The 26,255-nt window shown below is 62.8% G+C and carries 21 protein-coding genes and 2 pseudogenes; 17 read left to right on the plus strand and 6 right to left on the minus strand.

Annotated features, from left to right (window positions below; all coding sequences use genetic code 11):
* Positions 1 to 11 precede the first annotated feature (11 nt).
* Complete coding sequence (locus HMPREF1224_RS42050) at positions 12 to 554, minus strand: hypothetical protein (protein ID WP_003122765.1); 543 nt, start codon at positions 552 to 554, stop codon at positions 12 to 14.
* A gap of 681 nt (positions 555 to 1,235) precedes the next feature.
* Between HMPREF1224_RS42050 and HMPREF1224_RS42055 the strand changes: the two are divergent.
* Positions 1,236 to 2,475, plus strand: a pseudogene (locus HMPREF1224_RS42055) (helix-turn-helix domain-containing protein).
* Positions 2,476 to 3,299: 824 nt separating this feature from the next.
* Here the strand turns inward: HMPREF1224_RS42055 and HMPREF1224_RS42060 are convergent.
* The 4 genes from HMPREF1224_RS42060 to HMPREF1224_RS42070 are packed head-to-tail and all read right to left on the minus strand — an operon-like array spanning position 3,300 to position 6,492.
* Positions 3,300 to 3,716, minus strand: a complete 417-nt coding sequence (locus HMPREF1224_RS42060) for a hypothetical protein (protein ID WP_003115932.1) — start codon at positions 3,714 to 3,716, stop codon at positions 3,300 to 3,302.
* Positions 3,717 to 3,759: 43 nt separating this feature from the next.
* A complete protein-coding gene (locus tag HMPREF1224_RS0112535) occupies positions 3,760 to 4,260 on the minus strand; it encodes a hypothetical protein (RefSeq protein WP_003124674.1) in 501 nt (166 codons plus the stop codon).
* A 34-nt stretch (positions 4,261 to 4,294) separates the two neighbouring features.
* Positions 4,295 to 5,272, minus strand: coding sequence for an HTH-type transcriptional regulator VqsM (gene vqsM, locus HMPREF1224_RS42065; RefSeq protein WP_003113714.1), 978 nt, complete (start codon positions 5,270 to 5,272; stop codon positions 4,295 to 4,297).
* Positions 5,273 to 5,280: 8 nt separating this feature from the next.
* Entirely contained in the window at positions 5,281 to 6,492 is a 1,212-nt protein-coding gene (locus tag HMPREF1224_RS42070; protein ID WP_003113715.1) for a serine hydrolase domain-containing protein, read from the minus strand.
* A gap of 941 nt (positions 6,493 to 7,433) precedes the next feature.
* On the opposite strand from HMPREF1224_RS42070, the gene HMPREF1224_RS42075 reads away from it, so the two are divergent.
* From HMPREF1224_RS42075 to HMPREF1224_RS42150, 16 genes and pseudogenes are all read left to right on the plus strand, one after another.
* Entirely contained in the window at positions 7,434 to 8,153 is a 720-nt protein-coding gene (locus tag HMPREF1224_RS42075; RefSeq protein WP_003450804.1) for an MOSC domain-containing protein, read from the plus strand.
* A gap of 118 nt (positions 8,154 to 8,271) precedes the next feature.
* Entirely contained in the window at positions 8,272 to 8,868 is a 597-nt protein-coding gene (locus HMPREF1224_RS42080) for a transglycosylase SLT domain-containing protein (protein WP_003089218.1), read from the plus strand.
* A gap of 532 nt (positions 8,869 to 9,400) precedes the next feature.
* Positions 9,401 to 10,837: an undecaprenyl-phosphate glucose phosphotransferase gene (locus HMPREF1224_RS42085; RefSeq protein WP_003111160.1), complete on the plus strand. Its 1,437-nt coding sequence runs from the start codon at positions 9,401 to 9,403 to the stop codon at positions 10,835 to 10,837.
* Positions 10,837 to 12,303 (plus strand): mannose-1-phosphate guanylyltransferase/mannose-6-phosphate isomerase, encoded by a 1,467-nt coding sequence (locus HMPREF1224_RS42090; protein WP_003117248.1) that lies wholly within the window; start codon positions 10,837 to 10,839, stop codon positions 12,301 to 12,303. Before HMPREF1224_RS42085 ends, HMPREF1224_RS42090 begins: the two co-directional genes overlap by 1 nt.
* Positions 12,303 to 13,214, plus strand: a complete 912-nt coding sequence (locus tag HMPREF1224_RS42095) for a glycosyltransferase family 2 protein (protein WP_003120154.1) — start codon at positions 12,303 to 12,305, stop codon at positions 13,212 to 13,214. The genes HMPREF1224_RS42090 and HMPREF1224_RS42095 overlap by 1 nt, the downstream gene beginning before the upstream one ends.
* A 29-nt stretch (positions 13,215 to 13,243) precedes the next feature.
* Positions 13,244 to 14,014: a polysaccharide biosynthesis/export family protein gene (locus HMPREF1224_RS42100; RefSeq protein ID WP_003089227.1), complete on the plus strand. Its 771-nt coding sequence runs from the start codon at positions 13,244 to 13,246 to the stop codon at positions 14,012 to 14,014.
* A 14-nt stretch (positions 14,015 to 14,028) separates the two neighbouring features.
* Positions 14,029 to 16,017 (plus strand): GumC family protein, encoded by a 1,989-nt coding sequence (locus HMPREF1224_RS42105; RefSeq protein WP_003089228.1) that lies wholly within the window; start codon positions 14,029 to 14,031, stop codon positions 16,015 to 16,017.
* The gene (locus HMPREF1224_RS42110; protein ID WP_003089229.1) at positions 16,017 to 17,204 is read left to right on the plus strand and encodes a glycosyltransferase family 4 protein; all 1,188 of its coding nucleotides are present in this window, start codon (positions 16,017 to 16,019) and stop codon (positions 17,202 to 17,204) included. The genes HMPREF1224_RS42105 and HMPREF1224_RS42110 overlap by 1 nt, the downstream gene beginning before the upstream one ends.
* On the plus strand, positions 17,194 to 18,522 hold the full coding sequence (locus HMPREF1224_RS42115) for a glycoside hydrolase 5 family protein (RefSeq protein WP_003089230.1): 1,329 nt from the start codon (positions 17,194 to 17,196) through the stop codon (positions 18,520 to 18,522). The genes HMPREF1224_RS42110 and HMPREF1224_RS42115 overlap by 11 nt, the downstream gene beginning before the upstream one ends.
* An 8-nt stretch (positions 18,523 to 18,530) precedes the next feature.
* Positions 18,531 to 19,739, plus strand: a complete 1,209-nt coding sequence (locus HMPREF1224_RS42120; RefSeq protein ID WP_003158940.1) for a glycosyltransferase family 4 protein — start codon at positions 18,531 to 18,533, stop codon at positions 19,737 to 19,739.
* Positions 19,730 to 20,833 carry a glycosyltransferase family 4 protein gene (locus HMPREF1224_RS42125; RefSeq protein WP_010794180.1) on the plus strand — a complete coding sequence of 368 codons (1,104 nt, stop codon included), beginning with the start codon at positions 19,730 to 19,732 and terminating at the stop codon, positions 20,831 to 20,833. Before HMPREF1224_RS42120 ends, HMPREF1224_RS42125 begins: the two co-directional genes overlap by 10 nt.
* Before the next feature lie 2 nt (positions 20,834 to 20,835).
* Positions 20,836 to 22,272, plus strand: coding sequence for a biofilm formation protein PslJ (locus tag HMPREF1224_RS42130; protein ID WP_003089234.1), 1,437 nt, complete (start codon positions 20,836 to 20,838; stop codon positions 22,270 to 22,272).
* Position 22,273: 1 nt separating this feature from the next.
* Positions 22,274 to 23,683 (plus strand): lipid II flippase MurJ, encoded by a 1,410-nt coding sequence (locus HMPREF1224_RS42135; protein ID WP_010794181.1) that lies wholly within the window; start codon positions 22,274 to 22,276, stop codon positions 23,681 to 23,683.
* 82 nt (positions 23,684 to 23,765) lie between these two features.
* Positions 23,766 to 24,833: an acyltransferase family protein gene (locus HMPREF1224_RS42140; RefSeq protein ID WP_003160261.1), complete on the plus strand. Its 1,068-nt coding sequence runs from the start codon at positions 23,766 to 23,768 to the stop codon at positions 24,831 to 24,833.
* A gap of 186 nt (positions 24,834 to 25,019) precedes the next feature.
* Positions 25,020 to 25,472 (plus strand): annotated as a pseudogene (locus tag HMPREF1224_RS42145) (FAD-dependent oxidoreductase); the annotation flags it as partial.
* 223 nt (positions 25,473 to 25,695) lie between these two features.
* Positions 25,696 to 25,998 carry a hypothetical protein gene (locus HMPREF1224_RS42150; RefSeq protein WP_010794183.1) on the plus strand — a complete coding sequence of 101 codons (303 nt, stop codon included), beginning with the start codon at positions 25,696 to 25,698 and terminating at the stop codon, positions 25,996 to 25,998.
* 32 nt (positions 25,999 to 26,030) lie between these two features.
* On the opposite strand, the gene HMPREF1224_RS42155 is transcribed toward HMPREF1224_RS42150, so the two are convergent.
* Positions 26,031 to 26,252 (minus strand): BPSL0761 family protein, encoded by a 222-nt coding sequence (locus HMPREF1224_RS42155; protein WP_010792965.1) that lies wholly within the window; start codon positions 26,250 to 26,252, stop codon positions 26,031 to 26,033.
* Positions 26,253 to 26,255 lie beyond the last annotated feature (3 nt).

A 26,255-nucleotide genomic window follows, 5' to 3' on the forward strand; every position in this document is an offset into this window, starting at 1 on the left:
GAACGCGCTCTTCACAGTAAAAAGGATGCCCCGGTCAGGAAAAGACCGCCAATAAGGAAGAGGGTGATCAGACGAGTGCTGAGCCTGAGAGGAGGCTGATGCTCGACAGTCTTGTCCAGGGCGAAATAAAGCTTTCTGAGTATTTGCCGCTCATCGATATCGTCTGCATCGAATATTGAATCGATCACCGAGTCCGCGCTTGGAAATGGGTTATGCAAGAGCGGAGCGACATCGAATGCACTTTTCTGGAGCGCACGCGCGGAAAGCAGAGCCGAAGTGACCAAGGCCGCAAGCGCTGCGATAGCAAGAACCACCTCCAGGGGAGTAATCATGCTGATACTGGCCGAAGTGCCAAAGCGAAGCATGGTCCCATATAGAGTTATCACGCCGGCGAGGGCACCGAGTGACAACGTGAACATGAGGCGAAGGTAGACCGTCACCAGGTTCCTTGAGGAAGAAACCTGCTCAAGATAGATTTTCACCAGTGCTTCAATGGTCAGTCGGCGCGCTTCGAATACAAGCCGACGCTCGTCGGGGGAGGGGCTAGGTGACATCCGTCGTCCTTCTGCTATGGTTGCCTGCTGGTTTCATCTTCGAATAGAAAGATGAGTCCCGCCAGAGCACTTTTTGAATATTCAATGCAGGACGGCGCTTGCCGCAGCAGCGCCGTCATCGTCAATGGAACATACCTACAATTTCATCTTCATGTCATGTTCCGGTTTCGACTCAAGACAGCGGACGTCGTCCCAATGCATTCAACGTCGATCTATCCATTCGACTGTTGATTGCCAATCCATTGTCCAGACGGAGTGCCAGAGCAGCCGGCAGGCTGCGAGTACGTGGCACAGGGTGAAAATGGGGCCAATGAGCCGCGGTACAGATGCAGCTTCATGGCTGCGCGATATTCAGCGTGCGGACGGGCATTTGCTCATGTCGGGTCCGTGTCGGGCGATACCGCATTGTTGCAATCGGCTCCGTGCGAAGGAGGTAGCAGAGGTCTTGTGCGGGTGCTGCCAAATCTGTCCGGGATTTAACCTGGGCAGCAAGCCGTCGAGGTGTGGGACTCGACTGAAGGCTTCAAACCAAGCATGGAAGCGGGAACGGAGCGCAAAAGAGCAAGGGTCTAATAAACGATTTACATAATTTAACATAATATACATTATGCGAATCCATGGTGTTACGGCCAAATAGTAATGGCGTCTAGGGTTTCCCTCCTGCATCACAGGAGGCACGCCATGACTGCGGCAACTTGCGGATGGGTCACCATGAGCATGCGGGAGCTGGATCGCCTCAAGGTCATCGAGGCAATCATCGAGGGTCGGTTGAAACCTGCCGCTGCGGCGCAGCGTCTGCGCCTGACGACACGTCAGGTGCACCGGCTGGTTCTGCGTTATCGCGAGGACGGCCCAGCCGGCCTAACATCTCGTCGACGTGGTCAGCCGAGTAACCGGCAGTTGTCGCCAGGTCTGGAGAATCCCGCCATTAGCTTGATTCGACGGAACTATAGCGACTTTGGTCCAACTCTGGCCCAGGAAAAACTGGTCGAGTGCCACGGCCTTAAGCTGGCCAAAGAAACGGTACGACGGATCATGGTTGATGCCGGCATGTGGGTACCGCGCAAGCAACGGCCGCCCAAGGTCTATCAGCCACGCAACCGGCGCGCCTGTTGCGGCGAACTGATCCAGATCGATGATGGAAAGCCGCTGGCCTTCTACAGCGACAAAGCCAGCGTGTTCCGCAGTAACCACAAGGCGCCTCAGGGCGGCGACGGCTATACCCAGTTCGGCCGAGCGATGTACGAGTTGAACATCGAGAGCTGCGCCAACAGCAGCCAGGCCAAAGGTCGTGTGGAGCGTGCGAACCTCACTCTGCAGGATCGCCTGGTCAAGGAGCTGCGGCTTCGCGGAATCAGCAACATGGCCGACGCCAATGCCTTTGCAGCCCACTTTATGGCCAGCTACAACGCGCGTTTTGCCAAGCCGCCGCGCTCTGAGCATGACTGCCATCGCCCGCTGCACAGTGATGAAGATTTGGAGCTGATCTTCGCCTGGCGAGAAGCGCGGCGGGTTTCGCAGCGGTTGACCGTGCAGTACGACAAGGTGCTGTATCTGCTAGCGGACACTCCGCAGTCCCGTCGCCTGGCGGGTGATCACGTCGATGATCTACCACTACCCGAATGGCCGCATCGAGCCCAGGGTGGACGGCACCGCCCTCCCCTTTACCACCTACGACAAACTCTGCGAGATAGACCAGGGTGCCATCGTCGAGAACAAGCGCTTGGGTCATGTGCTGCAAGTCGCCCAGCTCGTCCAAGCGCAGCGCGACAATCGGCGCTCGCAATCGGTACCGGGAAATCCGCGGCAGTCAACGCAAGGCAAGATGCTGTCGAAGAAGGCGCAGCGAGAACTGATGCCGGAAGATATCGCCGCTGCCCTGGATAACACGCCACCATCGAGGCGAAGTCGCCATGCGTGAGTCAGCGCCGAGGCACTGAAGATACTAGTGGTTGCCGGAGCTGCGCGGGACTTACGTGCTATTCCTGCGCCTTCCGGCCACGGTTGGCAGCTCCAAGTGCGCTACAGTCCCGACGGTCAATATTACCCGCTACGTTCTCGACGTGAACTTGTGCGCATATATAGAGGCGGGCTCGCAGATTGGGGAAGGCTTCCAATACGTACCAGTAAAACCTGCTGCCGCCCCGCAGAAGCCCTGACAGTCCCTGCTTGCGGCTCCTTTCTCTATGGTAATTCTGTCATCATTCAGTTTGAAAACGACATCGCACGACATATCGCCGATGCCACGGACGTCGACCTGCACATGACCTGACTCTATAGTTCCATTCAATCCGCAAGCATGTGCATTGTGTCCAGTGCTTCGTATCCGAAACTTTTGAAGTCCTTCGAATAACGGAGATATCGTCAGCAGCCCACTATTTCCAGTCCTATAGTAATCCCCAGGAGGGAAGTAGCTCTTTGGTTCTTCAGCGACACAAAGAGTGATATTGTAGTAAAGGGTGAGTATGGCAAAAATGCTAATGCTTTTGAGCTTCATGTTTATGCCCTGCATGAAAGCAGCTAGGTGGGGCGCTGGGTGATCCCATATAGGATGGTTTTTTTGCTGGTCAGATCGACTGATCTATAAGTTCCGTCGAGCAGGCTAGTCCGCCCAAAAAACACAAGCAGACTTGTAAGAGTCATTCTGTTTTACCAGCACTTCATGTTCAACATCACTAAAGTTTAGACGTCATTGAGCATGAGCTGGAAAAAGTTGCGGCAACGACCCTAGACGCTGAACGCTGCTCACCTGAGGCGTTCCACTTCCTTGCGAAACATCACTCTCTGCTTGAAGCTGAAACCTCCGCCACCATCCAGCAGCGCCGGCGGAGCAACCGGTAGATCGGGCTCGCGGCAGGTGGCTATCACGCGCTTGGCGAAGACTTCATCGAGCGTACTGCGGCTCTTATCATTCCCCGCGCCGTACTGTACCCGGCAACTGCTTATGCGCCCCGACGAGCTTGCGAAGCGGAAAAACACCATAACATCGGCCTCGGGGATCTCATCTCCCGGTGCGAACAGCGGGTAACGAAGCCTCTTGGCGAATTCCTGGCGGAATTCCTGGATAAAAATGGCCTCTTGCTCTGCTCGCTCCTGCAAAGTGACTGAATGGGAGCAGCCGCCGATCAGACTCAGCAATACCAATAGGCAAACTATCCTCAACGTTCTTCCTCCTTGAAAAAGAGGCAGTCTTTTATTTTAGTATCTAAAAATGACTCTTGACGTCTAAGCCAAGAACTGCAAGAGCTTCCAGCGCCAGGTTTTGACCTTCTGCAATACCCGAATTATGTGCAAACTCGACAAGTCGCTCGATTACTCTGACGCCACCCTGATCTGGCTCGACAAATTCCGATATATTATCCATAGCAACTGAGGCGTCCCACGCAGCCTGACTAAGCAGCTCTTTATACAATGCATCAGCGCTAGATATATTACGAATATTTGCGAGATTAAGCCTGATTCGATCCAAGGCTTCGTGCGCGATCTGAAGTAGCAAATATGGAAATGGATTCTTTTGAGTTCGACGCTTCCTGCATGAGTCGCTAATTAGTCCAGCAAGCATTGCTGATCCTTCGGCCTCAATGCGAAGGGAATCATCAGCAATCGAGATTGTCCGCGCCTTCGCAATATAGCCCAAAACGTAAGCATCGAACTGAGTCTCGGCAATCATAGACAGAATCTGATTATTACGATTATTGAAATTCATAAGATGCTCCTTGCCCAATCTCAAACTAGATAGATCAGTGGAAACTGTTTCTGAATTCTGTAGTAGACTGCCCGGTCCAACGTCTGAATGCATGTCTAAAACTCGCTGTTTCCGAGTACCCCAGAATATCGCTAATACGATCAACTGGTATCGATGAATTCAGTAGCAGTGCAATTGCTCGTTCTTTGCGGGCCTTATCTACAATCTGGCGATAAGTGCAGCCCTCGTCCGCCAAGCGACGTCTTACCGTCCGCTCATTCATGCGTAAATACTTTGCGGTAGTCACCAAGCTAGGGTATTGATCTGGTATGGAATCAAGGAATAACTCGATTCGCTGACGGAGCCCTCCCATCTCTACTTCCAACAGAGCATTGAAACTCTCACCTGCCATAGTCAGGGCCGACTGAAATACCGCCGGATTGGCAGTCGCCAGTGTTCTATTCAACTGATGAGCTGGAAAGCTAAATATTATGTCATTTCCTTCATGCTTCACAGGCAAAGAAAAGAAACCTTCATATATTGTTTTATCTGCGCCGTGCACAGGCACTGTCAATGCAGAGATGGGAAAGTCATTACCTAACAGATCCATAATGAGCTTGTAGGTTGCAGAGGCTATAACATTTACATGAAACTGACGGGATGCGTCATTCCACTCTGGCTTAAAGTTAACTGAAATATGGATTTCTACTTCGTAATTCTCCCTAGGCTTGACGCCAACATTAGCTATATCACGATTGAACAACTTGACATAGGCCCTGATGACTTTCAAAATATCACCTACGTTCTCGGCACATAGCAACGCCAATCCTATCACGCCATAATCAGATATATGGTAATAAGTTCCAAGATTCAGTCCTTCTTTTCCTGAATACCCCTTGCTGACTATCCAGTTGTAAAGTGCGTCACTTCTTGACTCTTGTTCTGCCGCAAAGGGTGGTATTGCGATATCACGATCACGAAGATAGTTCTGCAGAGGGCGCCATTCAAAATCAAATATGTGTTCGGTCACCATGTCTATATTCACCTCACCCCTACTGTTCTTGATATAGCCCTGAACGCTGCAAGTGCCTCATGCTCCATACGGATGCCGTCAACGTTGTAGTCGACATACGCGGAGGTCTTTGCAATCACCACACGCCTAAGTGGATTTACATAAATAAACTGCCCGTACACTCCGATAGCCAAGAACTCCCCTTCTTTGCCTTCTGGAATCCACCACTGGTAACCATACCCAAGATTTGGCTCACCATCCTCTATGTAACGTCCAGGACGCAAGTGAGCACTCCGAGGTTTGGTTGATGCCTTGACCCACTCAGCACTTACAATTTGACTTCCAGTCAGGCTGCGACCGCCATGAAGAAATAATAGACCAATGCGTGCAAAGTCTCTTAGGCAAAGGTTCACCCCACCGAATGCTAGCTCTGTGCCCCGATCGTCTGTTAACCAAGCACCTTCACATTCGGCACCCAGTTGGGGCCAAAGTCTTTGATTCATAAACTGTGAGGGGCCCATACCAGTCGCGCCCAATAAGACCATACCAAGCACCTGGGTATCTACGCTAACGTAGTGGTGCACTCTCCCCGGGGCATCTTCTCTTCTCAATGAACTCACTTTTTCATTTACTGATCCGCCAAGCGCTATAGTCCTACCTAGCTGGTTGATATCGGAGTCCGAATTCCCGTAGTCCTCACTGAAAGCTATTCCTGATGACATCTCAAGCACATCTCTCAAAGAAACACCCGCATATCCGCCAGCAGAAAGCTGTGGGGCGTACAGGTTCACAGGATCTAGCAGACTGTGTATTGATCCTTCATCAACTGCCATTCCAATCAAGAGGGACATTAGTGATTTGCTTAGCGACCAGCCAATAGCAAGGCTTTTCGCACTATTGCCCAGGTAGTATTCCTCAAAGGCAATGCGATCGTCACTGAGAACTATAAGGCCGGTGGTATTGCTGCTCGCCAACCAGTCTTTAAAGCCAATCTCGTGACCTTGAAAGCTAAATGAGCCAGGCATATCCCTGAGGTTTTTTTCAAAAAAATGAGCCGCTCCGCTCTTCTTTATTGGGACCGAGTTAAACAGTCTCGGCATTGCTCGAAAATTTTCAGCAATTTTCCCCGAGTCAAACAAAGTGTAAAAATTCCACACTCTCACACCTGCACTACCAATGCAGGCGATGCTAAAAAAGATGAGAATCATTGAGAGGAAAATAGCATTTCTCTTATTTATCATTCTTGTCGATCTCTCAGTTTGTGCTAGCTCGTCTCGACCCAGCTAACAGCCAGTGACTATCCGGTAGTGGAGCAAGGTTAAGTCCTTAAGGACTTTTCTCTTAAAGGTGAAGATCAAGGCATTTCACCATCTACTGATATTTAATTTTAACTCGCTTAACACTACTCCGCACGCATGCCATGCACTACTATTATCTGAGTCGCGAAGGTATCCGCCTCCCTTGGACTATGCTTTCAATTTAGCAACACGAAACACTGCAGCATGATCGATATCGCCCTTGGATGAATCGGCAGACTCATCAATAGGCGCCCGCAATAAACAAGACCCAACATCACCGCATATCCCGGAGGATCAGCAACAGGATAGATTCAGTCTTTTTCATTATTTCCATCCGCCGCCTCATGCGTACTACTAGCCCGAAAGCTGATAAAACCAGCATGAAGCATCTTTTTGCTAGAGTATCTTCGGACAAATGCCGGATATTTTCGGACACCCTCTTCGGCAGGTCCTTAGCGGCACCATGTCTTATCTGCGCTTTTATTTCATTAAACACCCCATAGAGAGTACTAATGACTTGTCGTCCAGATTGTAACTATCGTAGATGAGTCGACTAGAGGTATTCGCTACAATTTATAGATTCGAAAATCCATTTCATGCTTGGAGATATCGATTTAACACTTATCTTGTGTTACTTCTGCGCTAGGTTCCGTACGCAAAGTAATGTCGTAAGCACCGTAGCGTGCAAGCCAGCGTGACCATTACGCCAAGATTCTTGACGAGCTTCAGAATCCCACGGCCAGCTCAGCTAGGTCCTGGGGACTCCCCGCCCACCGAGGTTATCGACGCATCCGGAGGGTCTGGCGGCTTGACAGCGGGCGAAGGCTTGGCGGACTCTATATTGTATTTAGTCGATACCATCTCGCATCTTAGAGAACCCTCCCATGCCCCTGCCTGCCCTACCCCTGGATGCCCTTCTCACCGGCCGCGCCCGGCCCTTCACCCGCCCCGGCTCGCGCAGCGGCATCGCCAAGTCTCCGCGCGACGGCGCGCTCAGGGTCACCCCTGTCGGCCTGGAGGGTGACGAACAAGGCGACCTGCGCGTCCATGGCGGCATCGAGAAGGCGATCCACCATTATCCGCGCGAACACTACGCCGCCTGGATCGCCGAACTGGGCGAACACCCCCTGCTGATGCAGGCGGGCGCCTTCGGCGAGAACTTCAGCACCAGCGGCTGGAGCGAAGCCGACGTCTGCCTCGGCGACCGCGTGCGGGCCGGGACCGCGCTGCTGGAAGTGTCCCAGGGGCGCATGCCCTGCTGGAAGCTCAACGACCGCTTCGAGGTCGCCGGGATGTCCCTGAGGGTGCAGGAGTCCGGGCGCACCGGCTGGTACTACCGGGTGCTGGAGGAAGGCGTGGTGGCGGCTGGCGATATCCTGCAACTGGTCGAACGGCGCCATCCGGACTGGTCGTTGTTGCGCCTGTCCGAGGTGCTGTTCGACAGGCGGGCCGACGCCGAGCTGCTGCGCCAGTGCCTGGCGCTGCCGCTGACGCCATCCTGGCGGCGCACCCTGGAGCGGCGCCTGGAAAAAGGCCAGGTCGAGGACTGGGGGCCGCGCCTGGAGGGAGCCCCCAGCCAGGCCGAGACGCCCAGGCCGACCTGAGGAAGCGCCGACGCCCCCCCGCAGGCAGGGAATCGGCCTGGGGATGCATGGAGTGCCGGAAAGCGGGTATAAAGCGCCAGCGTTAAGCGACCCAGACGTCTGCCAAAGGACCCCTTTCATGCTGCGGCTCTCGATGCCGGCCCTGCTCCTGGCTCTTGCCGGCTGCGCCACCAAGCCCCCCGCCAATCCCGACAACCTCTGCGAGATCTTCCGCGAAAAACCGAAATGGCACGAGGCGGCGCTGAAGATGCAGCAGCGCTGGGGCGCGCCGGTCCAGGTGCCGATGGCGATGATGTACCAGGAATCGTCCTTCAAGCACGACGCCCTGCCGCCGCGCTACTACTTCCTCGGTTTCATCCCCTGGGGCCGGGTCAGCTCCGCCTACGGCTACGCCCAGGCCAAGGACGAGACCTGGGCCGACTACAAGCGCGAGGCCGGCGGCTGGGGCGCCAGCCGCGACGACTTCGCCGACGCCCTGGACTTCATGGGCTGGTACATCCAGAAGAGCCAACGGGTCAATGGCGTCTCCAAGTGGGACGCCTACGGCCAGTACCTGAACTACCACGAGGGCTGGGGCGGCTACCGCAACCGCAGCTACGACGCCAAGCCATGGCTGAAGAACGTCTCGCAGAAGGTCCAGTCCCGCGCCTCGCTGTTCGGCGCCCAGTACCGCAGTTGCCAGCAGGAGCTGTCGCGCGGCGGCTGGTTCTGGTAGAGCCGTCCGCGCACGCCGCGGGCCCGAACCTATTCCGCCTTCGACGAGGGCAACGGACAACGTCCGCCAAGCCCCCCAGGTCGGACCGGCACGCTCGAACGGCCAACCTGCGTCATGGAACCGCAGGCGCATCCTGCCCAGGCAGCCCGCAGCGCCAGTGAACAGGCGGGTCGTCGAACCGGCGGCTGGCCACTTGGCCGAGCGGCCTGCCCTCACCTTTCACCCCGCTTCGCTTCCCAGGCCAGAGCGCTCGCGGATTGGCGGCGTCAGATTTCCTCGTCTACTGTTTGGATAAAAGTTTGGCGCCAGAAATACGTCAATAAATTGACTAAAAAAACTTACCCAGACTACGGATATTTCCCTGGGAATGCTAAGATAGCTATCACAAAGCCACTATCGACGAATGAACCTATTCGACGGGAAAATGACTAAACCGCGTGGCAAATGAAAAATAGTCACTAAATTGACGCTTCACCGCCTTGCTCTTCCCTATCCACTCAATGGACTGCCCGTGATCGGCAGAGCAAACAACATGCATTCGAAGTCGGTAGATAGCCTGTCGCTGACACGGGCTGGATTCATCGAGTACTTCCTGGTCGCGACCAAACTGGTACACGCGCTCACCGCCATCGCCCCGGCGCTGTTCCTGCTGTACTACCCCGGCCTGGTTCCCGTGGAGCTGCGCAGCAACATGCTCGGGCTGCTGCTGTTCTTCGGCGCGCTCACGGTGATCATGTTCCAGGCACTGGACGTCTACTCCGACGATATCTTCAGCAACCGCCTGCGCTTCCGCATCATGTTCTTCGCCTGGGCCTCGGCGTTCTGCCTGCTGTTGTTCATGTACCAGGGCCTGGGCCTGTTTCCCTACCTCAGCAGCAAGCTGGTGATCTTCTGGTTCACCGGCAGCCTGCTGCTGTTCGGCGTGCAGCGCCTGCTGGTGCTGCGCCTGTACCGGGCCTGGATGAAACGCGGCATGTACCTGCAACGCACGGTGATCCTCGGCTTCACCGAGAGCGGCATGCACCTGGCCGAATACCTGGTACGCAACCACGACATCCGCTCCGGCATCATCGGCTTCATCGACGACCGCTCCGAGCGGGTCCCGGAGAACTACAACTCGCTGCCGCTGCTGGGCAACACCAAGGACCTGGAGAAGCTGATCCGCCAGGAACAGGTCGACCAGGTGCTGGTCGCCCTGCCCTGGTTCGCCGAGGGGCGCATCGGCGCCATCGTCCATCGCCTGCGGCAATTGCCGGTGAACGTCCTGCTGGTGCCGGACATGGCTGCCTTCCGGCATGCCCACAACCGCATCGTCGATGTCTCCGGGATCCCCATGTTCAACGCGTCCGAGCTGCCGCTGCGCGGCTGGTCGCCGCTGATCAAGCGCTGCGAGGACCTGGTCCTGGCGAGCATCGCGCTGGTCCTCTTCGCCCCGCTGATGGCCCTGGTGGCCCTGGCGATCAGGCTCGACTCCAAGGGGCCTGTGCTGTTCCGGCAGAAACGCTACGGCTACAACAACCGGCTGATCTGGGTCTTCAAGTTCCGCTCGATGTACACGGAAAGGACCGACGCCAACGCCGAACGCCAGACCACCCGCGACGACGACCGCATCACCCGGGTCGGCCGCTTCATCCGCAAGACCAGCATCGACGAGCTGCCGCAGCTGTTCAACGTGCTCGCCGGCAGCATGTCGATGGTCGGCCCGCGCCCCCACGCCACCGCGACCAAGGCCGCCGGCATTCCCTTCGAGGAGGCGGTCAGCGAATACAGCTCGCGCCACCGGGTCAAGCCCGGCATCACCGGCTGGGCGCAGATCAACGGCTACCGCGGTGAGACCGACACCCTGCACAAGATCAAGAAACGCGTGGAATACGACCTCGAATACATCGCCAAGTGGTCGGTGTGGTTCGACCTCTACATCCTGTTCCGTACGGTGCCAGCCGTACTCCTGACCAAGGAAGTCTACTGATGAACGCCGTCGCCCCGCTGATCCCCTGCATCGTTTCCGGCGGTTCCGGGACCCGCCTGTGGCCGGTTTCCCGGGAGAGCATGCCGAAACCCTTCATGCGCCTGGCCGATGACCAGAGCCTGTTGCAGAAGACCTTCCTGCGTATCGCCGGGCTGCCGGACGTCGCCCGCCTGCTCACGGTGACCAACCGCGATCTGCTGTTCCGTACCCTGGACGACTACCGCGCGGTCAACCGCAGCGGCCTGGCCCAGGACCTGCTGCTGGAGCCGATGGGACGCAATACCGCGCCGGCCATCGCCGCCGCCGCGCTGCATGTGCAGGAGCACTTCGGCGACCAGGCGCAGTTGCTGATCCTTCCCGCCGACCACCTGATCCGCGACGAGCAGGCCTTCGCCGCGGCGGTGGCCGAGGCTCGCGGACTCGCGGCCCAAGGCTACCTGGTGACCTTCGGCATCACCCCGGAGCGCGCCGAGACCGGCTTCGGCTATATCGAACAGGGCGCCCCGCTGGGCAACGGCTTCCGGGTCGCACGCTTCGTCGAGAAACCCGACCAGGCCACCGCCCAGTCCTACCTGGACAGCGGCAAGTACCTGTGGAACGCCGGCATGTTCTGCTTCCAGGCCGCCACCGTGTTGCAGGAACTGGAGCGCCACGCGCCGGAGGTGCTGATCGCCGCCCGCGCCGCCCTGGCCGACGGCAGCAGCCTGGAGAACGGCCAGTGCCGCCAGCGCGAGCTGGCCGCCGGGGCCTTCGCCGAGGCGCCGGACATCTCCGTCGACTACGCGCTGATGGAGCGCTCGGACAAGGTCGCCGTGGTGCCCTGCTCCATCGGCTGGAGCGACATCGGCTCCTGGCAGGCGCTGCGCGAACTCAGCGCGGCGGACGAGAACGGCAACCAGGTACGCGGCGAAAGCGTGCTGCACGACGTCAGCAACTGCTACATCGATTCGCCGAAGCGCCTGGTCGGCGCCGTCGGCGTGCACGACCTGATCATCGTCGACACCCCCGACGCCCTGCTGGTGGCCGACGCGGCGCGCAGCCAGGACGTCAAGTTCGTCGCCCAGGAACTCAAGCGTCGCGGCCACGACGCCTTCCGCCTGCACCGCACGGTCAGCCGGCCCTGGGGCACCTACACCGTGCTCGAGGAAGGCCGCCGCTTCAAGATCAAGCGCATCGTGGTGCGCCCCAAGGCTTCGCTGTCGTTGCAGATGCACCACCATCGCAGCGAGCACTGGATCGTGGTCAGCGGCATGGCGCTGGTGGAGAACGGCGAGCGCGAGTTTCTCCTCAACACCAACGAATCCACCTTCATCCCCGCCGGGCATAGCCACCGCCTGAGCAACCCAGGGATCATCGACCTGGTGATGATCGAGGTACAGAGCGGCGAGTACCTCGGCGAGGACGACATCGTCCGCTTCAACGACATCTACGGTCGCGCCCCCGCCAGCGACGAGAAGAAAGCCTGATGCGCTGCGCCCTGGTCATTCCCACGCGCAACGCCGGCGCGCACCTGGACCGGCTGCTGCCGGCCCTGGTCGCGCAACGGCGGCAGCCGGACAGCATCCTGGTGGTGGACAGCCGCTCCAGCGACGACACGGTGGAGCGCTTCCGCGCCTTCGGCGCGCGGGTCGAGGTCATCGAGCCGGCCAGCTTCAACCACGGCGGGACGCGGCGCTGGGCCAGCCAGCAGGTCGAGGCCGACGCGCTGATCTACCTGACCCAGGACGCCATTCCCGCCTCGCCCGACAGTTTCGCCAACCTGCTCGACGAACTCTATGCCGAGGCCGACATCGGCGTGGCCTACGGCCGCCAGTTGCCGCACCCCGGCGCCGGCCTGCTCGGTGCCCAGGCGCGGCGCTTCAACTACCCGCCGGAAAGCCGCAGCAAGCGCCTGGCCGACGCCTCGGAACTGGGGATCAAGACCTGCTTCAGTTCCGACTCGTTCTCCGCCTACCGCAGCGACGCCCTGGCGGCCGTCGGCGGCTTCCCCGAAGACGTCATCGGCAGCGAGGACGCCTACGTCGCCGCGCGCCTGCTGCAGGCCGGCTACGCGGTGCGCTACGCGGCTAGCGCCGAGGTCTACCATTCCCACGATTACCGCTTGCTGGAAGAGTTCCGCCGCTATTTCGACATCGGCGTGTTCTACGGCCGCGAGCGTTGGATACGTGCCGCCTTCGGCGGCGCGGGTGGCGAGGGCAAGCGCTATGTCCTCGCCGAGATACAGGCCTTGCGTGCCGCCGGTGCCCTGTATCGCGTACCTGAAATAGCGCTGCGTAGCGCGTTCAAGCTGCTCGGCTACCGCCTTGGCCAGCTGGAACGCCACCTGCCGGTCGCCCTCAAGCGCCGCATCAGCATGTTTCCAGGCTACTGGAAGTGAACATCATGACCTACAGGAAGTGCTCCCTCATGAAACGCACCCTCCTCATGCTCGCCATGCTCGCCCTGGCCGCATGCAACACCCCCGCACGGATTCCCGCACCGGACAGCGACACCGTGGACAGCGGCAAGCGTGCCCTGGAAGAACTCGCCAGGCTACCGCCGGCGATGGAGCGGGTGCGCGTCGGGGACACCCTGCGGATCGTCCGCGATGCCGGGGAGATGCCGACCCTCTCGGCGTTCAACGTCGCCACCATCTATGAACTGACGCTGTACACCGTGCTCAACGACGGCAGCATCTACTATCCGTTCATCGGTCGCATCCAGGCCGCGCACCGCACGCCGCAGGAAATCGCCAACGAGCTGACCACCAAGCTCGCGCCGATCTACCGCGAGCCGCGGGTCACGGTGAACATCAACCAGGCGCCGGGCAATACGGTGTTCGTCGGCGGCGCGGTGCGCAACCCGTCGGCCGTGCCGATCCCCGCCGCCAACAACATGGAGCAGGCGATCCTCGGCGCCGGCGGCATCCTGCCGGTGGGCGACGCCCGCCGCGTGGCGCTCATGCGCGAGGACTCGGAAGGCCGCTATCACGCCTACTTCCTCGACTTCAGCCAGTTGATGAAGATCGGGCCGGAAGGCCGCAAGCCCCTGGCCATGCAGCGTGGCGACATCGTCTTCGTGCCCAAGTCGATGGTCGGCGACCGTATCGAGGGCGTCGACGTCTACCTGAACCAGTTGCTGCCCTTCGCCAAGTCCATCGGCGTCGGCGTCAGCTACACCGTCAACAATGATCGCTGAGGAGCGACATCGCCATGATAGAAATTCGTTCCTTGCGTGATCTGTTGCGCCTGCTGTTCATCTACCAGCGCGAGTTCAAGCTGGCGGCCCTCAGCGCGGTGGTGATCATCGTCCTCGGCGCCTTCCTGCTGCCGGCCAAGTACGAGTCCAACGCACGCCTGCTGGTCAAGCCGGGCCGTGACTCGACCCTGCCGATCGAGATCAGCAACCGCCAGGCGCTGGTGATGCCGAGCACCCAGCGCGACCCTATCGTCGACGAAGAACGCCTGCTCACCGGCCGGCCGATCGTCCGTCAGGTGGCCGAGCGCTACCTCGAGGTGCTGGCCAACCGGCCGCCGCCGGAGGGCCTGTGGAAGCGCACCAAGTTCTATGTGAAGAAGGCCATCGGCGCGGTGTTCGACGGGATTCGCGTGACCCTGGAAACCTTCGGCGTGATCGAGGAAACCACCGCGGTCGAGCGCCTGGCCAAGGACCTCGAGAAGAAATTCGAGGTCACCCATGCGGCCGGCTCGACGGTGATGGAGATCAGCTTCACCTGGAGCGAGCCGGAAGTCGCCCAGGAAGTGGTCAAGGCCTGGATCGAGATCTACATGGAAGAGCGCACCCAGGCGCTCGGCCGCAAGAGCCTGTACGCCTTCTACGAGGCGCAGACTGCCGACAGCGCGGCGCAGATCAAGAGCTACAAGGCGCAGATCCTCAAGCACCTCAACGAGATCGGCGCATCCAGCATCGAGGACCGCCTGCAGGACCTGTCCGAGCGGATCAACGTGCTGCGCGGCGAGCGTTTCAACTCGATCCGCCTGATCGCCTCCTCCGACAGCGCCCTGGAATCCACCCGCCAGCAACTCAAGGGGCTGCCCAGGGAGATCGTCACGGTGCGGCAGATCGCGCTGAACCCGGCGCAGCAGGACCTGCGCCGGCTGCTCAACCAGAAGCGCCTGGAACGCGCCGACATGATGCGCACCTACACCGACGACGCGCCGCCGGTGAAGGCCCTGGACGCCTCGATCCGTGCCCTGGAGAAGGAAGTCCAGGACGAAGGCGCCACCGTGCAGAGTTCCGAGGACCGCGCGCCGAACACCCTGACCACTCACCTGGAACGGGTCCTGCTGGACGAGACCAGCAACAACGCGGCCCTGCGCACCCAGCTCGCGGAGCAGGAAAAGCAGCTCGCCGAACTCGAGGCGCAACGGCGCGAAGCGCTGGACATCGAGCCGACCCTGGCGCGCCTGCAGCGCGAGCTGAACGCCACCGAGCGCAACTACGCGCTGTACGTCGACAGCCTGGAGAAATCGCGGATCGACCGTGAACTGGACAAGAGCCAGATCAGCAACATCTCGGTGATCGAGGAAGCCACCTACAACCCCGGGCGGATCTTCCCGAAAACCCTGCTGATGCTGTTCCTCGCCGTGCCCTTCGGCCTCGCCGTCGGCCTGCTGGTGGTCTATCTCTGCTACCTGCTCGACCAGCGCATCCACGACGGCGGCCTGGTCGAGGAGAAATTCGGCCTGCCGCTGTGGACCACCCTGCCGGAGCTGAGCAACAGCACCGCGGAGAGCAGCAACGCCTTCACCGCCAGCATCTACCGGCTGTACGGGCTGCTGCCCTACGCACGCATCGAGGAAAAGGGCCTGACCCTGGGCCTGACCTCGGCGCGCCACGGCGAAGGTGTGACTTTCATCATCGAGCAACTGCGCCGTCTGCTGGAGGAAAACGGCGTGCGCGTGCGGGTCGGCGGCGAGCCGGCCCAGCCGGGCGAAGTGGTATTGCTCGACGCGCCGGCCCTGCTGGACAGCCGCGAGGCCTTCATCGCCCTGCGCCGCGCCGACCTGATCGCCCTGGTGGTAGAGGCGCAGAAGAGCACCGTGCCGGTGGTCGAGCATGCGCTGACCATCCTCACCACGGCGTTCGGCAAGGTCGACGGGATCATCATCAACCGGCGCCGCTTCGAGGTGCCGAGCAAGGTCCTGCAGACCATCGCCCGCTACCGGAGCGCGTTCTGATGCGGATCGCCCTCCTCGCGCCCCTGCCGCCGGAAAAGAATGGCATCGCCGACTACGCCAGTCATTTCCGCAACGCCCTGCAGGGTCTCGGCATCGAAGTAGCCACGCCGCTCGCCGGCGTGGCGGCCGACAGCGCGAATATCGCCAGCCGGCTGGACAGCGTCGACTGGAACGCCTTCGACCTGGTCCATGCCGAACTCGGCGGCGGCCGCCTGGGCGAGTTCATCGCCCTGCGCGAGCTGCGCAAGCGCTTCCCGCGCCTGCCGCTGAGCGCCACGGTGCACGATCCGGAGCGCATGGTCTGGCGCCGCGAGCGCCTGCCCTGGCCGCTGAACCTGCTGGAACGCCTGCCCTCTCCCCTGCCCCAGGCCGCCGTGGTGCTCGCCGACCCGCTGACCCTGCGCGAAGAGCGTGCCGTGGCCCAGGGCCTGACGCGCCTGGTGACCCTCACCGGCCTGGGCGGCGAGTGCCTGGCCCGGCGGATGCGCCTGCCGCCCGGGCGGGTCGAGGTGATCAACCACGGCAACCTGGAGATCGCCACGGTGCCGCTGCCGTCGCTGGACACCCTGCGCCTGCTGTACTTTGGATTCATCTATCGCGGCAAAGGCATCGAGGACCTGCTCGAGGCCCTCGCCGACCTGTTCGCCAGCGCGCCGGAGATGCGCCAGCGCGTGCGCCTGACCCTGGCCGGCGGCACCGCCGCGGAAATGGCCTTCGGCGCCGGCGGCAACTACCTCGACCAGTTGAAGGCACAGATCGCCGAGCTTGGCCTGGCCGACGCCATCGACTGGAACCTGAACCTGGCCGCCGCGGACATCCCGCGTACCATCCAGGCCCACCACGTGATGGTCCTGCCGTACCGCGAGTCGAAGAAACTCGGTCTGCTCGGCCAGCAGCGCGGCACCAGCGGCGCCCTGTCCTGGGCGGCAGCCTGCGGGCGCGGCGCGATCACCTCGGACGCTCGCGCCTTCGCCGAGGAAGTCGCCAGCGGCAACGGCGCCATCTACCCTCAGGGAGACGTGGCAGCCCTCTCCGAACAGTTGTTGAACCTCGCTCGCGAACCCCGCCTGGCACAGGCCTGGGCCGAGCGCGCCGGAGCGATCGGCCATGCGCGGACCTGGCCGCGCACCGCGCTGCGCTTCCAGGCACTGTTCAACGACATGGTGGGAACCGTTCATGGCACGTAAGGGACTCTATCTGGGCGGCAGCGCGCTGCTGCTCGCCGTGGTACTGCTGCTGGTGTTCTGGGGGCGTCCCGCCGACGCCGAGATCCAGGTACTGAAGGCGCCTCGCGCGGTGGTCTGGAAAGACTTCCTCGGGGTCAACGCGCAGTTCCTCTGGTTCAGCCCGGAGCGTTACAACAAGCAGATCGACCGCCTGCAGGACCTGGGGCTGGAGTGGGTGCGCCTGGACCTGCACTGGGACCGCCTGGAAACCGCCGAGGACCAGTACCAGCTGGCCTCCCTCGACCAGTTGGTCAAGGATCTCGAGGCGCGCCAGCTGAAGTCGGTGTTCTACCTGGTCGGCTCGGCCCGCTTCATCACCACCGCGCCGTTCTACTCGCCCTTCCAGGACCAGTATCCGCCGCGCGACCCGGAAGTCTTCGCCCGGCGCATGGCGATGCTCTCGCAGCGCTACCCGAGCGTGGCCGCCTGGCAGGTATGGAACGAGCCCAACCTGATCGGCTTCTGGCGGCCCAAGGCCGACCCGGAAGGCTACGCCAAGCTGCTCCAGGCCAGCACCATCGCCCTGCGCATGGTCGACCCGGAGAAGCCGGTGGTTTCCGCCGGCATGGCCTTCTTCAGCGAGATGCCCGACGGCCGCACCATGTTCGACGCCCTCGGCCACCTGGGTGTGGAGAGCCTCGGCACCATCGCCACCTACCACCCCTATACCCAGTTGCCGGAAGGCAACTACCCGTGGAACCTGGACTTCGTCTCCCACGCCAACCAGATCAACCGCGCCCTGCGCAACGCCGGCGTGCCGGCGATCTGGAGCACCGAGTGGGGCTGGTCGGCCTACAAGGGGCCGAAGGAGTTGCAGGACATCATTGGCGTCGAAGGCCAGGCCGACTACGTGCTGCGTCGCCTGGCGCTGATGAGTGCGCTGGACTACGACCGGATCTTCCTCTTCACCCTCAGCGATCTCGACCAGCGCGCCAGCGTGCGCGACCGCGACTACGGCCTGCTCGACCTGGACGCCAACCCCAAGCCGGTCTACCTGGCCCTGCAACGCTTCCTCAAGGTCACCGGGCCGAAGCTGCGCCCGGCCGACCCGCCGGTCACCGAGGACCTGCCCGACGGTTCCTTCAGCATCGGCTGGACCCGCGAGGACGGCCGCAACGTCTGGCTGTTCTGGTCGGCCCGCGGCGGCAACGTGCGCCTGCCGAAGCTCAAGGAGGCCACCCTGCACGATCCGCTCAGCGGCAAGGTCACGCCCTTGAGCGGCAGCGACGGCCTGGAAGTCCCGGTGAAGTCCAGCCTGCAGATGCTGGTCTGGGAGTGAAGCCACCCATGCGTATTCTCTGGATCCTGCCCTACTCGCCCTGGCCCACCACCAGCGGCGGCAAGACCCGCCAGTACCACCTGCTGCGCAGCCTCGCGGCACGCGGCCACCGGATCACCGTGCTGCTGCACAGCAAGCAGCCGGTGAGCGCCGAGGACCGCCAGGCCCTGGAGCCCTTCCTCGAACGCCTGGTCGTGCTGCCGCGCCGACCGCTGCGCAGCCTCTCCACGCTGCTCGCCGCGCTGTTCGCGCCCTACCCGCTGCTGGCCAGCGTCAACGGCCTGTCGGCGGAGCTGCAACGCACCGCCACGGAGTTGCTGCGCGAGCCCTGGGACGTGGTCCAGGTCGAGCACAGCTATAGCTTCCAGCCCTACGAGCGACCGCTGCGCGACGCCGGCCAGCCGTTCGTGCTCACCGAGCACAACGTCGAGTCGTCCCTCGGTGCCGCCACCTACGACCGCCTGCCGGGCTGGGCGCTGCCCTTCGTGCGCTACGACCAGTGGCGTTACCGCCGCTGGGAACGCCGGGTGATGAGCCAGGCGGCAGCGGTCGTCGCCGTGACCGAGAAAGATGCGCGGCAGCTCGGCGCGATGCTCGGCCGCCCGGTGCCAGTGGTGGTCAACGGGGTCGACTGCGAGCACTTCGCCGCCGCCCGGCCGACGCCCGAAGCGCAGCGCGTGCTGTTCCTCGGCAACTACGAATACGCACCGAACGTCGATGCCGTGGAATGGATGCTCGACGAGATCCTGCCGCGGGTCTGGGCACACTGCCCCGAGGCGCGCATGAGCGTCTGCGGCTATGCGCTGCCGGCGGAGTGGGCGCAACGCTGGAGCGATCCGCGCATCGAATGGCAAGGCTTCGTTCCCGACCTGCTGCAACTGCAATCGAGCAGTTCGGTGTTCCTCGCCGCGCTGCGCCATGGCGGCGGTTCGAAGCTGAAGGTGCTCGAGGCCCTGGCCGCCGGGCTGCCGCTGGCGAGTACCGCGCAGGGCGTTTCCGGCCTGGAACTGCGGGACGGCGAGGACTACCTCGGCGGCGAATCCGCCGAGCAGCTCGCCAACGCCGTGGTGCGCCTGTTGCAGGACCCGGCGCAGGCCCGCGCGCTGGGCGAGAACGGCCGCGCCTACGTACGTCGCGCGCACGACTGGAGCGTCGCCGCCAGCCAACTGGAACAGGTCTACGCCGGCCTCGCCGAAGGAGCGCCGGCATGCGCATAGGACTCGACTACCGCACCGTCGGCAGCTCGCCGCACTCGGGCATCAGCCGCCAGGTCTATGCCATGGAGCAGGCCCTGGAAAGCCTGCCCGGCACGCAGGTGACCCGCTTCACCGTGGCCCCTCTCGACGACCCGCTGCGCCAGCGGGCGGTCTGCCCGTCGTGGGGCTGCCCGCGCACCGCGATGCACCAGCCGCACCAGCGCCTGCGCTTCGAAGCCGGGTTCCTCCCACGCGCCTTGCGCGAACAGGACATCGACCTGTACATCAGCACCTTCAACATGGGCCTGCCGCTACCGCCGCGTCCGCCGGGCGTGCGCTATGCGCTGCTGATCCACGATCTGTTCCAGATCACCCTGAAGAACTACCACGCCAACCGCCTCAAGGCACTGGTCTATCGGATCAGCGACTACCTGTCGATCGCCTATGCGCTGCGTGTCGCCGACCGTGTCTGGACCCCTTCGCAGTACAGCGCCGACGAGGCTGTGCGGCTGTTTCCCGGGGTCGCCGGGAAAGTCCGGGTGCTGCCCAACCAGGTCGACGGCTTCGCCGGCGAACCCGCCGACCTCTCGGCACGCGGCCTGCCGCCACGCTACTGGCTGCTGGTGGGTACCCGCGAACTGCGCAAGAACGTGCCCTGGTTCGTCAGTGCCTGGACCCGGGCGCGCGCCCAGGCGCCCGGCGTGCCGCCGCTGGTGCTGGTCGGCAGCCTCGACCACCTGCCCGAGGAACAACGCGGCTTGCCCGGCCTGCACGCGCTCGGCGGGCTCGACGACGCCGAACTGCACGCGCTGTACCGCCAGGCCGAGCGGCTCTGGCAACCGTCCTACGCGGAAGGCTTCGGCCTGCCGGTGGTCGAGGCGCTGAGCGTCGGCACGCCGGTGGCGGTGGCCAGCGGCACCTCGCTGGACGAAGTCACCCCGCCGTCGGCGCCGCGCTTCTCGCCCAGCGACGGCGCCGCCCTGGAACGCCTGATGCTGCGCCTGGCCGATGCGCCGCGCGAAGCCTCGGCGGAAGAACTCATCGCCTGGGCCGCGCGCTTCAACCGCGAAGCCTACCGGCAACGGCTGGCCGCACTGATCGAGGAACTGAGTTGAGAATGTCGTTGGGAAACCTCGTCGCTGTCGTCTTCGGCCTGGCCTTCGGCGGAGCGCTGCTGATGCTCAGCCCGGCCAAGGCCGGCGCCGCCATGGTCGGCCTGGCGGCCGCGGTCACCATCCTGCGCTTCCCGTTCTGGGGGCTGCTGCTGTTCGCCCTGGTGGCGACCTTCATGCCCTACTCCACGGTCAACGTGGGGATCCGTTCGACGGTCAGCGAAGCGATCCTCGCCCTGACCTGGGGCGCGGTGCTCTGGCACATCTTCCTCTCGCGCCTGCCGCCGGCGCCGGCGCTGCGCTACCGCTCCACCGAGCGCATGCTGCTGTGGCTGATGCTGTTCACCGTGCTGCCGTTCGTGGTCGGCCAGGTCAGCATCAAGGCCGAGGCCAGCGGCCTGTCGAACTGGCTGCGCTGGTTGCTCAACCTGTCCATCGTGTTCCTCGCCGGACGCCTGCTGGTAGAGCGCAAGAACCGCGAGACACTGGTCATCGCGCTGCTGCTGGGCACCCTGGCGATGCTGCTGATGTCCATCGCGGTGTTCATCCGCTACCGCTCGGCGTCGGGGATGGCGCCGATCCTGGCGATGTTCAACTACGCCAACCTGGACACCCTCAAGTTCGGCCTGGAGGCGCTTTCCTCGCGGATGGGCTCGCCATGGATGCACCCCAACGCCACCGGCGGGATCATGGCCCTGCTGCTGCCCCTGGCGTTCTGCTACGGGGTCGCCAACCAGGGCTGGCGGCGCGGCCTGGGCCTCGCCGTGGCGGTCCTCGGCGCCGCCGCGATCCTCCTCGCCAGTTCCCGCGGGGCGATGCTCAGCCTGGCGGTGGTGCTGTTCTGGATGTCCCTGCGCAAGGTGCCCTACACCGGCCGCCTGCTGTTGCTCGGGGTCGGCCTGGTGGTGGTCCTGGTGCTCAGCTACCCGCCGTTGCAGGAACGCCTGGCGACCATCTTCTCGCCGCAGAACGCCAGTACCGAGGTGCGCTTCGACGAGTATCGGATGTTCCCCAAGGCCGTCGCCCGCTATCCGCTGGGAATCGGCTTCAAGGTCGACCCGCCGGTGCCGGGTACCGACCTCCTGGGCATCTCCAACCTGTGGCTGAACTTCATGTACAAGGTCGGCCTCGGCGGCATGCTGCTGTTCATCGCGGTGACCTGGCGCTGGTGGCGCGAAGCCCGTCCGGAGAAAGGCCCGATCCGCCTGACCCGCGACAACGCGATCTGGCTGGGCAGTACGGGCGGCATCCTGGCGGCGCTGGTCAGCGGCCTGTTCGACCACTACTTCAGCTTCGCCGTGGTGATGATCGGCCTGTTCTGGCTGCTGGTCGGGATCAACCTGCTGGAAGCCCGCCGGCTGTTCCCGGAACGCCAGCCGCAACCGCGGGCGGTGGGTTATCGCAAGCTCAAGCGACAGCTCGAGCGCGGGGCCGAGGCCTGAGATGCTCGGCTCCGCCTTCTGGCTGACCCTGGCCACCCTGCTCGGCCTGTGCCTGGGCTTCGCCCGCGAATGGCTGCTGGTGGCCTCCTGGGGCGCCGGCGAGCGCAGCGACGCCTTCCTCATCGCCCTGTTCCTGCCCGAGGCCCTGCGCATGTCGCTGGCCGGCGGCGTGCTCAGCGCGGCGGCCCTGCCACTGTTCCTCGAACGCCAGGGCGAACGTCGCCTCGACTGGCTGGCGGCAATCCTCCCGGCGCTGCTCGGTATCGCCGTGGCGCTCAGCTTCCTGCTGCTGGCGGCGGCGCCCTGGCTGGTGCGCTTGCTCGGCCCGGGCCTGGCCGAGACGGCCAGCGCCCAGGCCGCGGCCAACTTGCGGGTCCTCGCCTGGTGCGTGCCGGGGCTGATGCTCCATGCGCTATTCAGCATCCCCCTGCAGGCCGCCGAGCGCTTCGTCCTGGCCGGGCTCGGCTCGCTGCTGTTCAACCTGCCGCCGGTGCTCTACCTGGCCTTGCACGGCCAGGCCAGCCAGCCCGAACAACTGGCCCTGGCCTGCCTGCTCGGCAGCCTGCTGATGCCGCTGGTGCTGCTGCCTTCGCTATGGATCGAGGGCTGGCGGCCCTGGCACTGGCGCCTTTCCGGCGTCGAACTGGGCGAGCTTGGCGGGCGCATCGCTCCGCTGCTGCTGAGCAACGCCGCCAGCCAGGGCCTGGCGCTGGTCGAGCGGCTGGTGGCCTCGCTGCTCGGCGAAGGCGCGGTGACCTGGGTCAACCTGGCGCGCAAGCTGATGAACCTGCCGCTGATCGCCCTGATGAGCCTCAACCAGGTGTTGCTCGGCATGATGAGCCGACGCCAGGGTGGCGAGCGTCTGGCCCTGCTTCGCCGCGGCCTGGAGACCGCCAGCCTGCTGACCCTGCCGGCCGGGGTCGGGCTGGTCGCTGCCGCACCCGGCCTGGTGGCCCTGTTGCTGCCGCGGCAGACCGCCGGCTCGCCGTTGCCGGCGCTGCTGGCCTGGTTCGCCGTGCCACTGGTGTTCGGCGCCTGGAATGCCTTGCTGGCGCGTTACGCCTACGCCGCCGGCGATACTCGCCTGCCGCTGCGCTGCGAGCTGCTCGGCAGCGCGCTGAACGCCGCGCTGCTGGCGGTCCTGCCGTTGATTTTCGGACTGCCGGGGATTCCCCTCGCGGCCCTTGGCGGGGTGCTCTGCACCGCGCTGCTGCTGATGCGTCGCCAGGCCCTGCTCGGCGCCCTGCCCTGGGCCCGGCTGTGGCTACTGAACGCCCTGGCCATGGCGCTCGCCGCCGGCCTGCTGTTCCGCATCGACGGTATCTGGCTGCAATTGGGCCTGGGCACCGTCGCCGGCTGCCTGGCGCTGCTCGGCATGGCGCTCTGGCTGCGGCCCTGGCGCACCGATTGACCCATGGCTCCGGGTAGGGAGCCTGGCCCTGGGGGCCTTCGAACAACCACTGTGAGTTAGCGCGTCAAGCGGGAGTTGCAAAGTGAAAAAACGCTGGATTCAGATGGATGTGACCCGCGGCGTGGGCATCCTGATCATCGTCTTCGGGCACAGCTGGTTCGTCGCCAGTTCGCCGACCGTGCTCTATCCGTTGCTCTCTCCGTTCATCCTGCCACTGTTCTTCTTCATTTCCGGGGTGTTCTTCAGGACCGAGCAACCCTTCGGCGAGATGGCCCTGCGCAAGGCCGACGCCCTCCTCAAGCCGTTCTTCGTGACCATGCTCGGCTACGTCATCCTCCGCGACCTGCTGCGCGGCCAACCGCTGCTGCCGGACATCGGCGGAGTGCTGTACGCCTCGGTCGACACCCTGCCCTGGCAGGCGCTCTGGTACCTGCCGCACTTCTGGGTAGCGACCCTGTTCGCCTGGTTCATGCTGCGCGTCATCCAGCGTCTCGGCCTGTCCCTCGCCGCCAGTTGCGTGCTGCTGGCCGTGCAACTGGGCCTGGGCATCCTGTTCCTCAAGACGTTCTGGCAGATCCCGGTGGAGTTCGGCGGCGAACAGTACCTGCTGCCGGGCCTGCCGTTCAGCCTGGACATCACCCTGATCAGCAGCGCCCACTTCATGTTCGGCTATGTCCTGCGCGACGTCCTGCGTCGCCACCAGAGTTCGTTGCTGACCCTGTGCATCGCCCTTGCCGTGACCACCGCCAGCTTCCTCTACTACCCGACGGTGGTGGACATGGCGCAGCGCCGCTACGACCACTGGTTCTGGGCCACCGTCCAGGCGGTGAGCGGCGTCTACCTGTGCTGGGCGCTGTCCGGGCTGATGATGAAGATCGACTGGCTGGGCAAGGCGATGACCTACATCGGCCAGTCGACCCTGATCCTGCTGATCTTCCACGGCGAGATCCAGCACAAGACCTTCAACCTGCTGGTCCACCTGGGCCTGTCGGAACCGGCCGCTGCCAGCGTCGCCCTGGTGATCTCGGTGATCGTCTCGCTGCTGATCGGCGAAGTGATCAAGCGCGTCGCGCTGCTGCGCGCCCTCTACTTTCCCTTCCCGGTGCGCAAGAAGACCGCCGCGGTCCAGGGCGGCGGCGAAGCGCGCTGACGCCCTCGGCCCGGTGCGCCTGCGCCGGGCCTTTCCCCTCCCGTCTCCCTTTTCCCTAACGGGCGGCCGACCTCGCTTCGACCTGGCCGATGATCGCCCGCTCCTTTCGCTGAGCGGGTTGGTACGCGGGCATTGCCTCCCTAGAATATGGAACATCGTTCCGAAATATTGAAAAAGGGAGAAGCCATGACCTCTGCGGCCGTCGAGACCACCCCGCTAACCTGTGACGTGCTGGTCGTCGGCTCCGGCGCCGCCGGGCTGGCGGCGGCGGTGACCGCGGCCTGGCACGGGCGCCGGGTAGTCCTGGTGGAGAAGGACCCGGTGTTCGGCGGCGCCAGCGCCTGGTCCGGCGGCTGGGCCTGGTTGCCGCGCAACCCGCTGGCGCGTCGCGCCGGTATCGAGGAGGACATCGAGCAACCGCGTACCTACCTGCGCCACGAACTGGGCGAGCGTTACGACGCCGCGCGGATCGACGCCTTCCTCGAAGCCTGCCCGCACATGGTGGCCTTCTTCGAGCGCCACACCCACCTGCGGTTCGTCGACGGCAACGGCATCCCGGACATGCATGGCGACACGCCGGGCGCCGCCGAGGGCGGCCACCAGTTGGTCGCCGCGCCCTATGACGCACGGCAACTGGGGGGCATGCCGAGATAAGGGGGAAATTCATTCATTTGGTCTGTAAGTAGCTGTTTTTGATCATGAAAGCCCTAGGGCGATGATCGCATTAACCACACCCGCCTCTATCTTGTGCTGCGAACTCCATTCCCATCCGCCGACAGCGTTTTTGATCCGCTCGTAGCGCAGAAACGACTTTGAGGCTTTTGGATGGCCCTTTCCTCAACCGTCGCAGGAGGTACTGATCATGGAGCACACTGCCGCTCAACCGGTTGAAACGGTCGTAGACATTACCTGTGATGTTTGCCGCCAGAGCACTAGCGTTGAAGGTTATGGTCAACAGTTTGGAACCCTTCAGGCACACTGGGGGTATGGCTCCAAGCATGATGGCGAGCGCTACAAGGTTCATCTTTGCGAGCTTTGGTTTTTCCGCACACTAAGCGGCCTACGTCGCGAGCGCATGGTCAACGCCATGTTCGACGAGGAGCCTGATTCCACGAAGGATGAGTTCGGCCTGGTGCGGCGTGACGAATTCTGGGGCGATGGCTGAGCCTGAGCGCAGATATCAGGAGTGGTAGCCGTTCAGTCTTCAATCGAAGAGCTGAAGACAGGCTCGAAAATCGAACCCGCCGCTTGCTCCTCATTCCGGCCGGCCTGCAGCATGTCGCCCTTGCTCGGGTAGTGACACAGCAGCCGCCGAGCCTCATTGCGGATGGACTCCGACAAGGTGGTGTCACGAGAGAGCTCGACGAGAAACTCCTGGGCCTGCACCACCGAGCGGGTACGTTCGTAGGGTAGCGTCATCTG

It is taken from the genome of Pseudomonas sp. P179 (assembly GCF_000478485.2).
Classification (GTDB): Bacteria; Pseudomonadota; Gammaproteobacteria; order Pseudomonadales; family Pseudomonadaceae; genus Pseudomonas; species Pseudomonas aeruginosa.

Bases quoted from the DNA above. Each gene is read 5' to 3' on its own strand.
- vqsM (WP_003113714.1), bottom strand. From the start codon at position 5,272: ATGGTGACCGAACACATATTTGATTTTGAATGGCGCCCTCTGCAGAAC.
- HMPREF1224_RS42120 (WP_003158940.1), top strand. From the start codon at position 18,531: ATGCGTATTCTCTGGATCCTGCCCTACTCGCCCTGGCCCACCACCAGC.
- HMPREF1224_RS42050 (WP_003122765.1), bottom strand. From the start codon at position 554: ATGTCACCTAGCCCCTCCCCCGACGAGCGTCGGCTTGTATTCGAAGCG.
- HMPREF1224_RS42155 (WP_010792965.1), bottom strand. From the start codon at position 26,252: ATGACGCTACCCTACGAACGTACCCGCTCGGTGGTGCAGGCCCAGGAG.
- HMPREF1224_RS42075 (WP_003450804.1), top strand. From the start codon at position 7,434: ATGCCCCTGCCTGCCCTACCCCTGGATGCCCTTCTCACCGGCCGCGCC.
- HMPREF1224_RS42070 (WP_003113715.1), bottom strand. From the start codon at position 6,492: ATGATAAATAAGAGAAATGCTATTTTCCTCTCAATGATTCTCATCTTT.
- HMPREF1224_RS42115 (WP_003089230.1), top strand. From the start codon at position 17,194: ATGGCACGTAAGGGACTCTATCTGGGCGGCAGCGCGCTGCTGCTCGCC.
- HMPREF1224_RS42105 (WP_003089228.1), top strand. From the start codon at position 14,029: ATGATAGAAATTCGTTCCTTGCGTGATCTGTTGCGCCTGCTGTTCATC.
- HMPREF1224_RS42090 (WP_003117248.1), top strand. From the start codon at position 10,837: ATGAACGCCGTCGCCCCGCTGATCCCCTGCATCGTTTCCGGCGGTTCC.
- HMPREF1224_RS42150 (WP_010794183.1), top strand. From the start codon at position 25,696: ATGGAGCACACTGCCGCTCAACCGGTTGAAACGGTCGTAGACATTACC.
- HMPREF1224_RS42110 (WP_003089229.1), top strand. From the start codon at position 16,017: ATGCGGATCGCCCTCCTCGCGCCCCTGCCGCCGGAAAAGAATGGCATC.
- HMPREF1224_RS42130 (WP_003089234.1), top strand. From the start codon at position 20,836: ATGTCGTTGGGAAACCTCGTCGCTGTCGTCTTCGGCCTGGCCTTCGGC.
- HMPREF1224_RS42135 (WP_010794181.1), top strand. From the start codon at position 22,274: ATGCTCGGCTCCGCCTTCTGGCTGACCCTGGCCACCCTGCTCGGCCTG.
- HMPREF1224_RS42085 (WP_003111160.1), top strand. From the start codon at position 9,401: ATGCATTCGAAGTCGGTAGATAGCCTGTCGCTGACACGGGCTGGATTC.
- HMPREF1224_RS42125 (WP_010794180.1), top strand. From the start codon at position 19,730: ATGCGCATAGGACTCGACTACCGCACCGTCGGCAGCTCGCCGCACTCG.
- HMPREF1224_RS42080 (WP_003089218.1), top strand. From the start codon at position 8,272: ATGCTGCGGCTCTCGATGCCGGCCCTGCTCCTGGCTCTTGCCGGCTGC.
- HMPREF1224_RS0112535 (WP_003124674.1), bottom strand. From the start codon at position 4,260: ATGAATTTCAATAATCGTAATAATCAGATTCTGTCTATGATTGCCGAG.
- HMPREF1224_RS42095 (WP_003120154.1), top strand. From the start codon at position 12,303: ATGCGCTGCGCCCTGGTCATTCCCACGCGCAACGCCGGCGCGCACCTG.
- HMPREF1224_RS42100 (WP_003089227.1), top strand. From the start codon at position 13,244: ATGAAACGCACCCTCCTCATGCTCGCCATGCTCGCCCTGGCCGCATGC.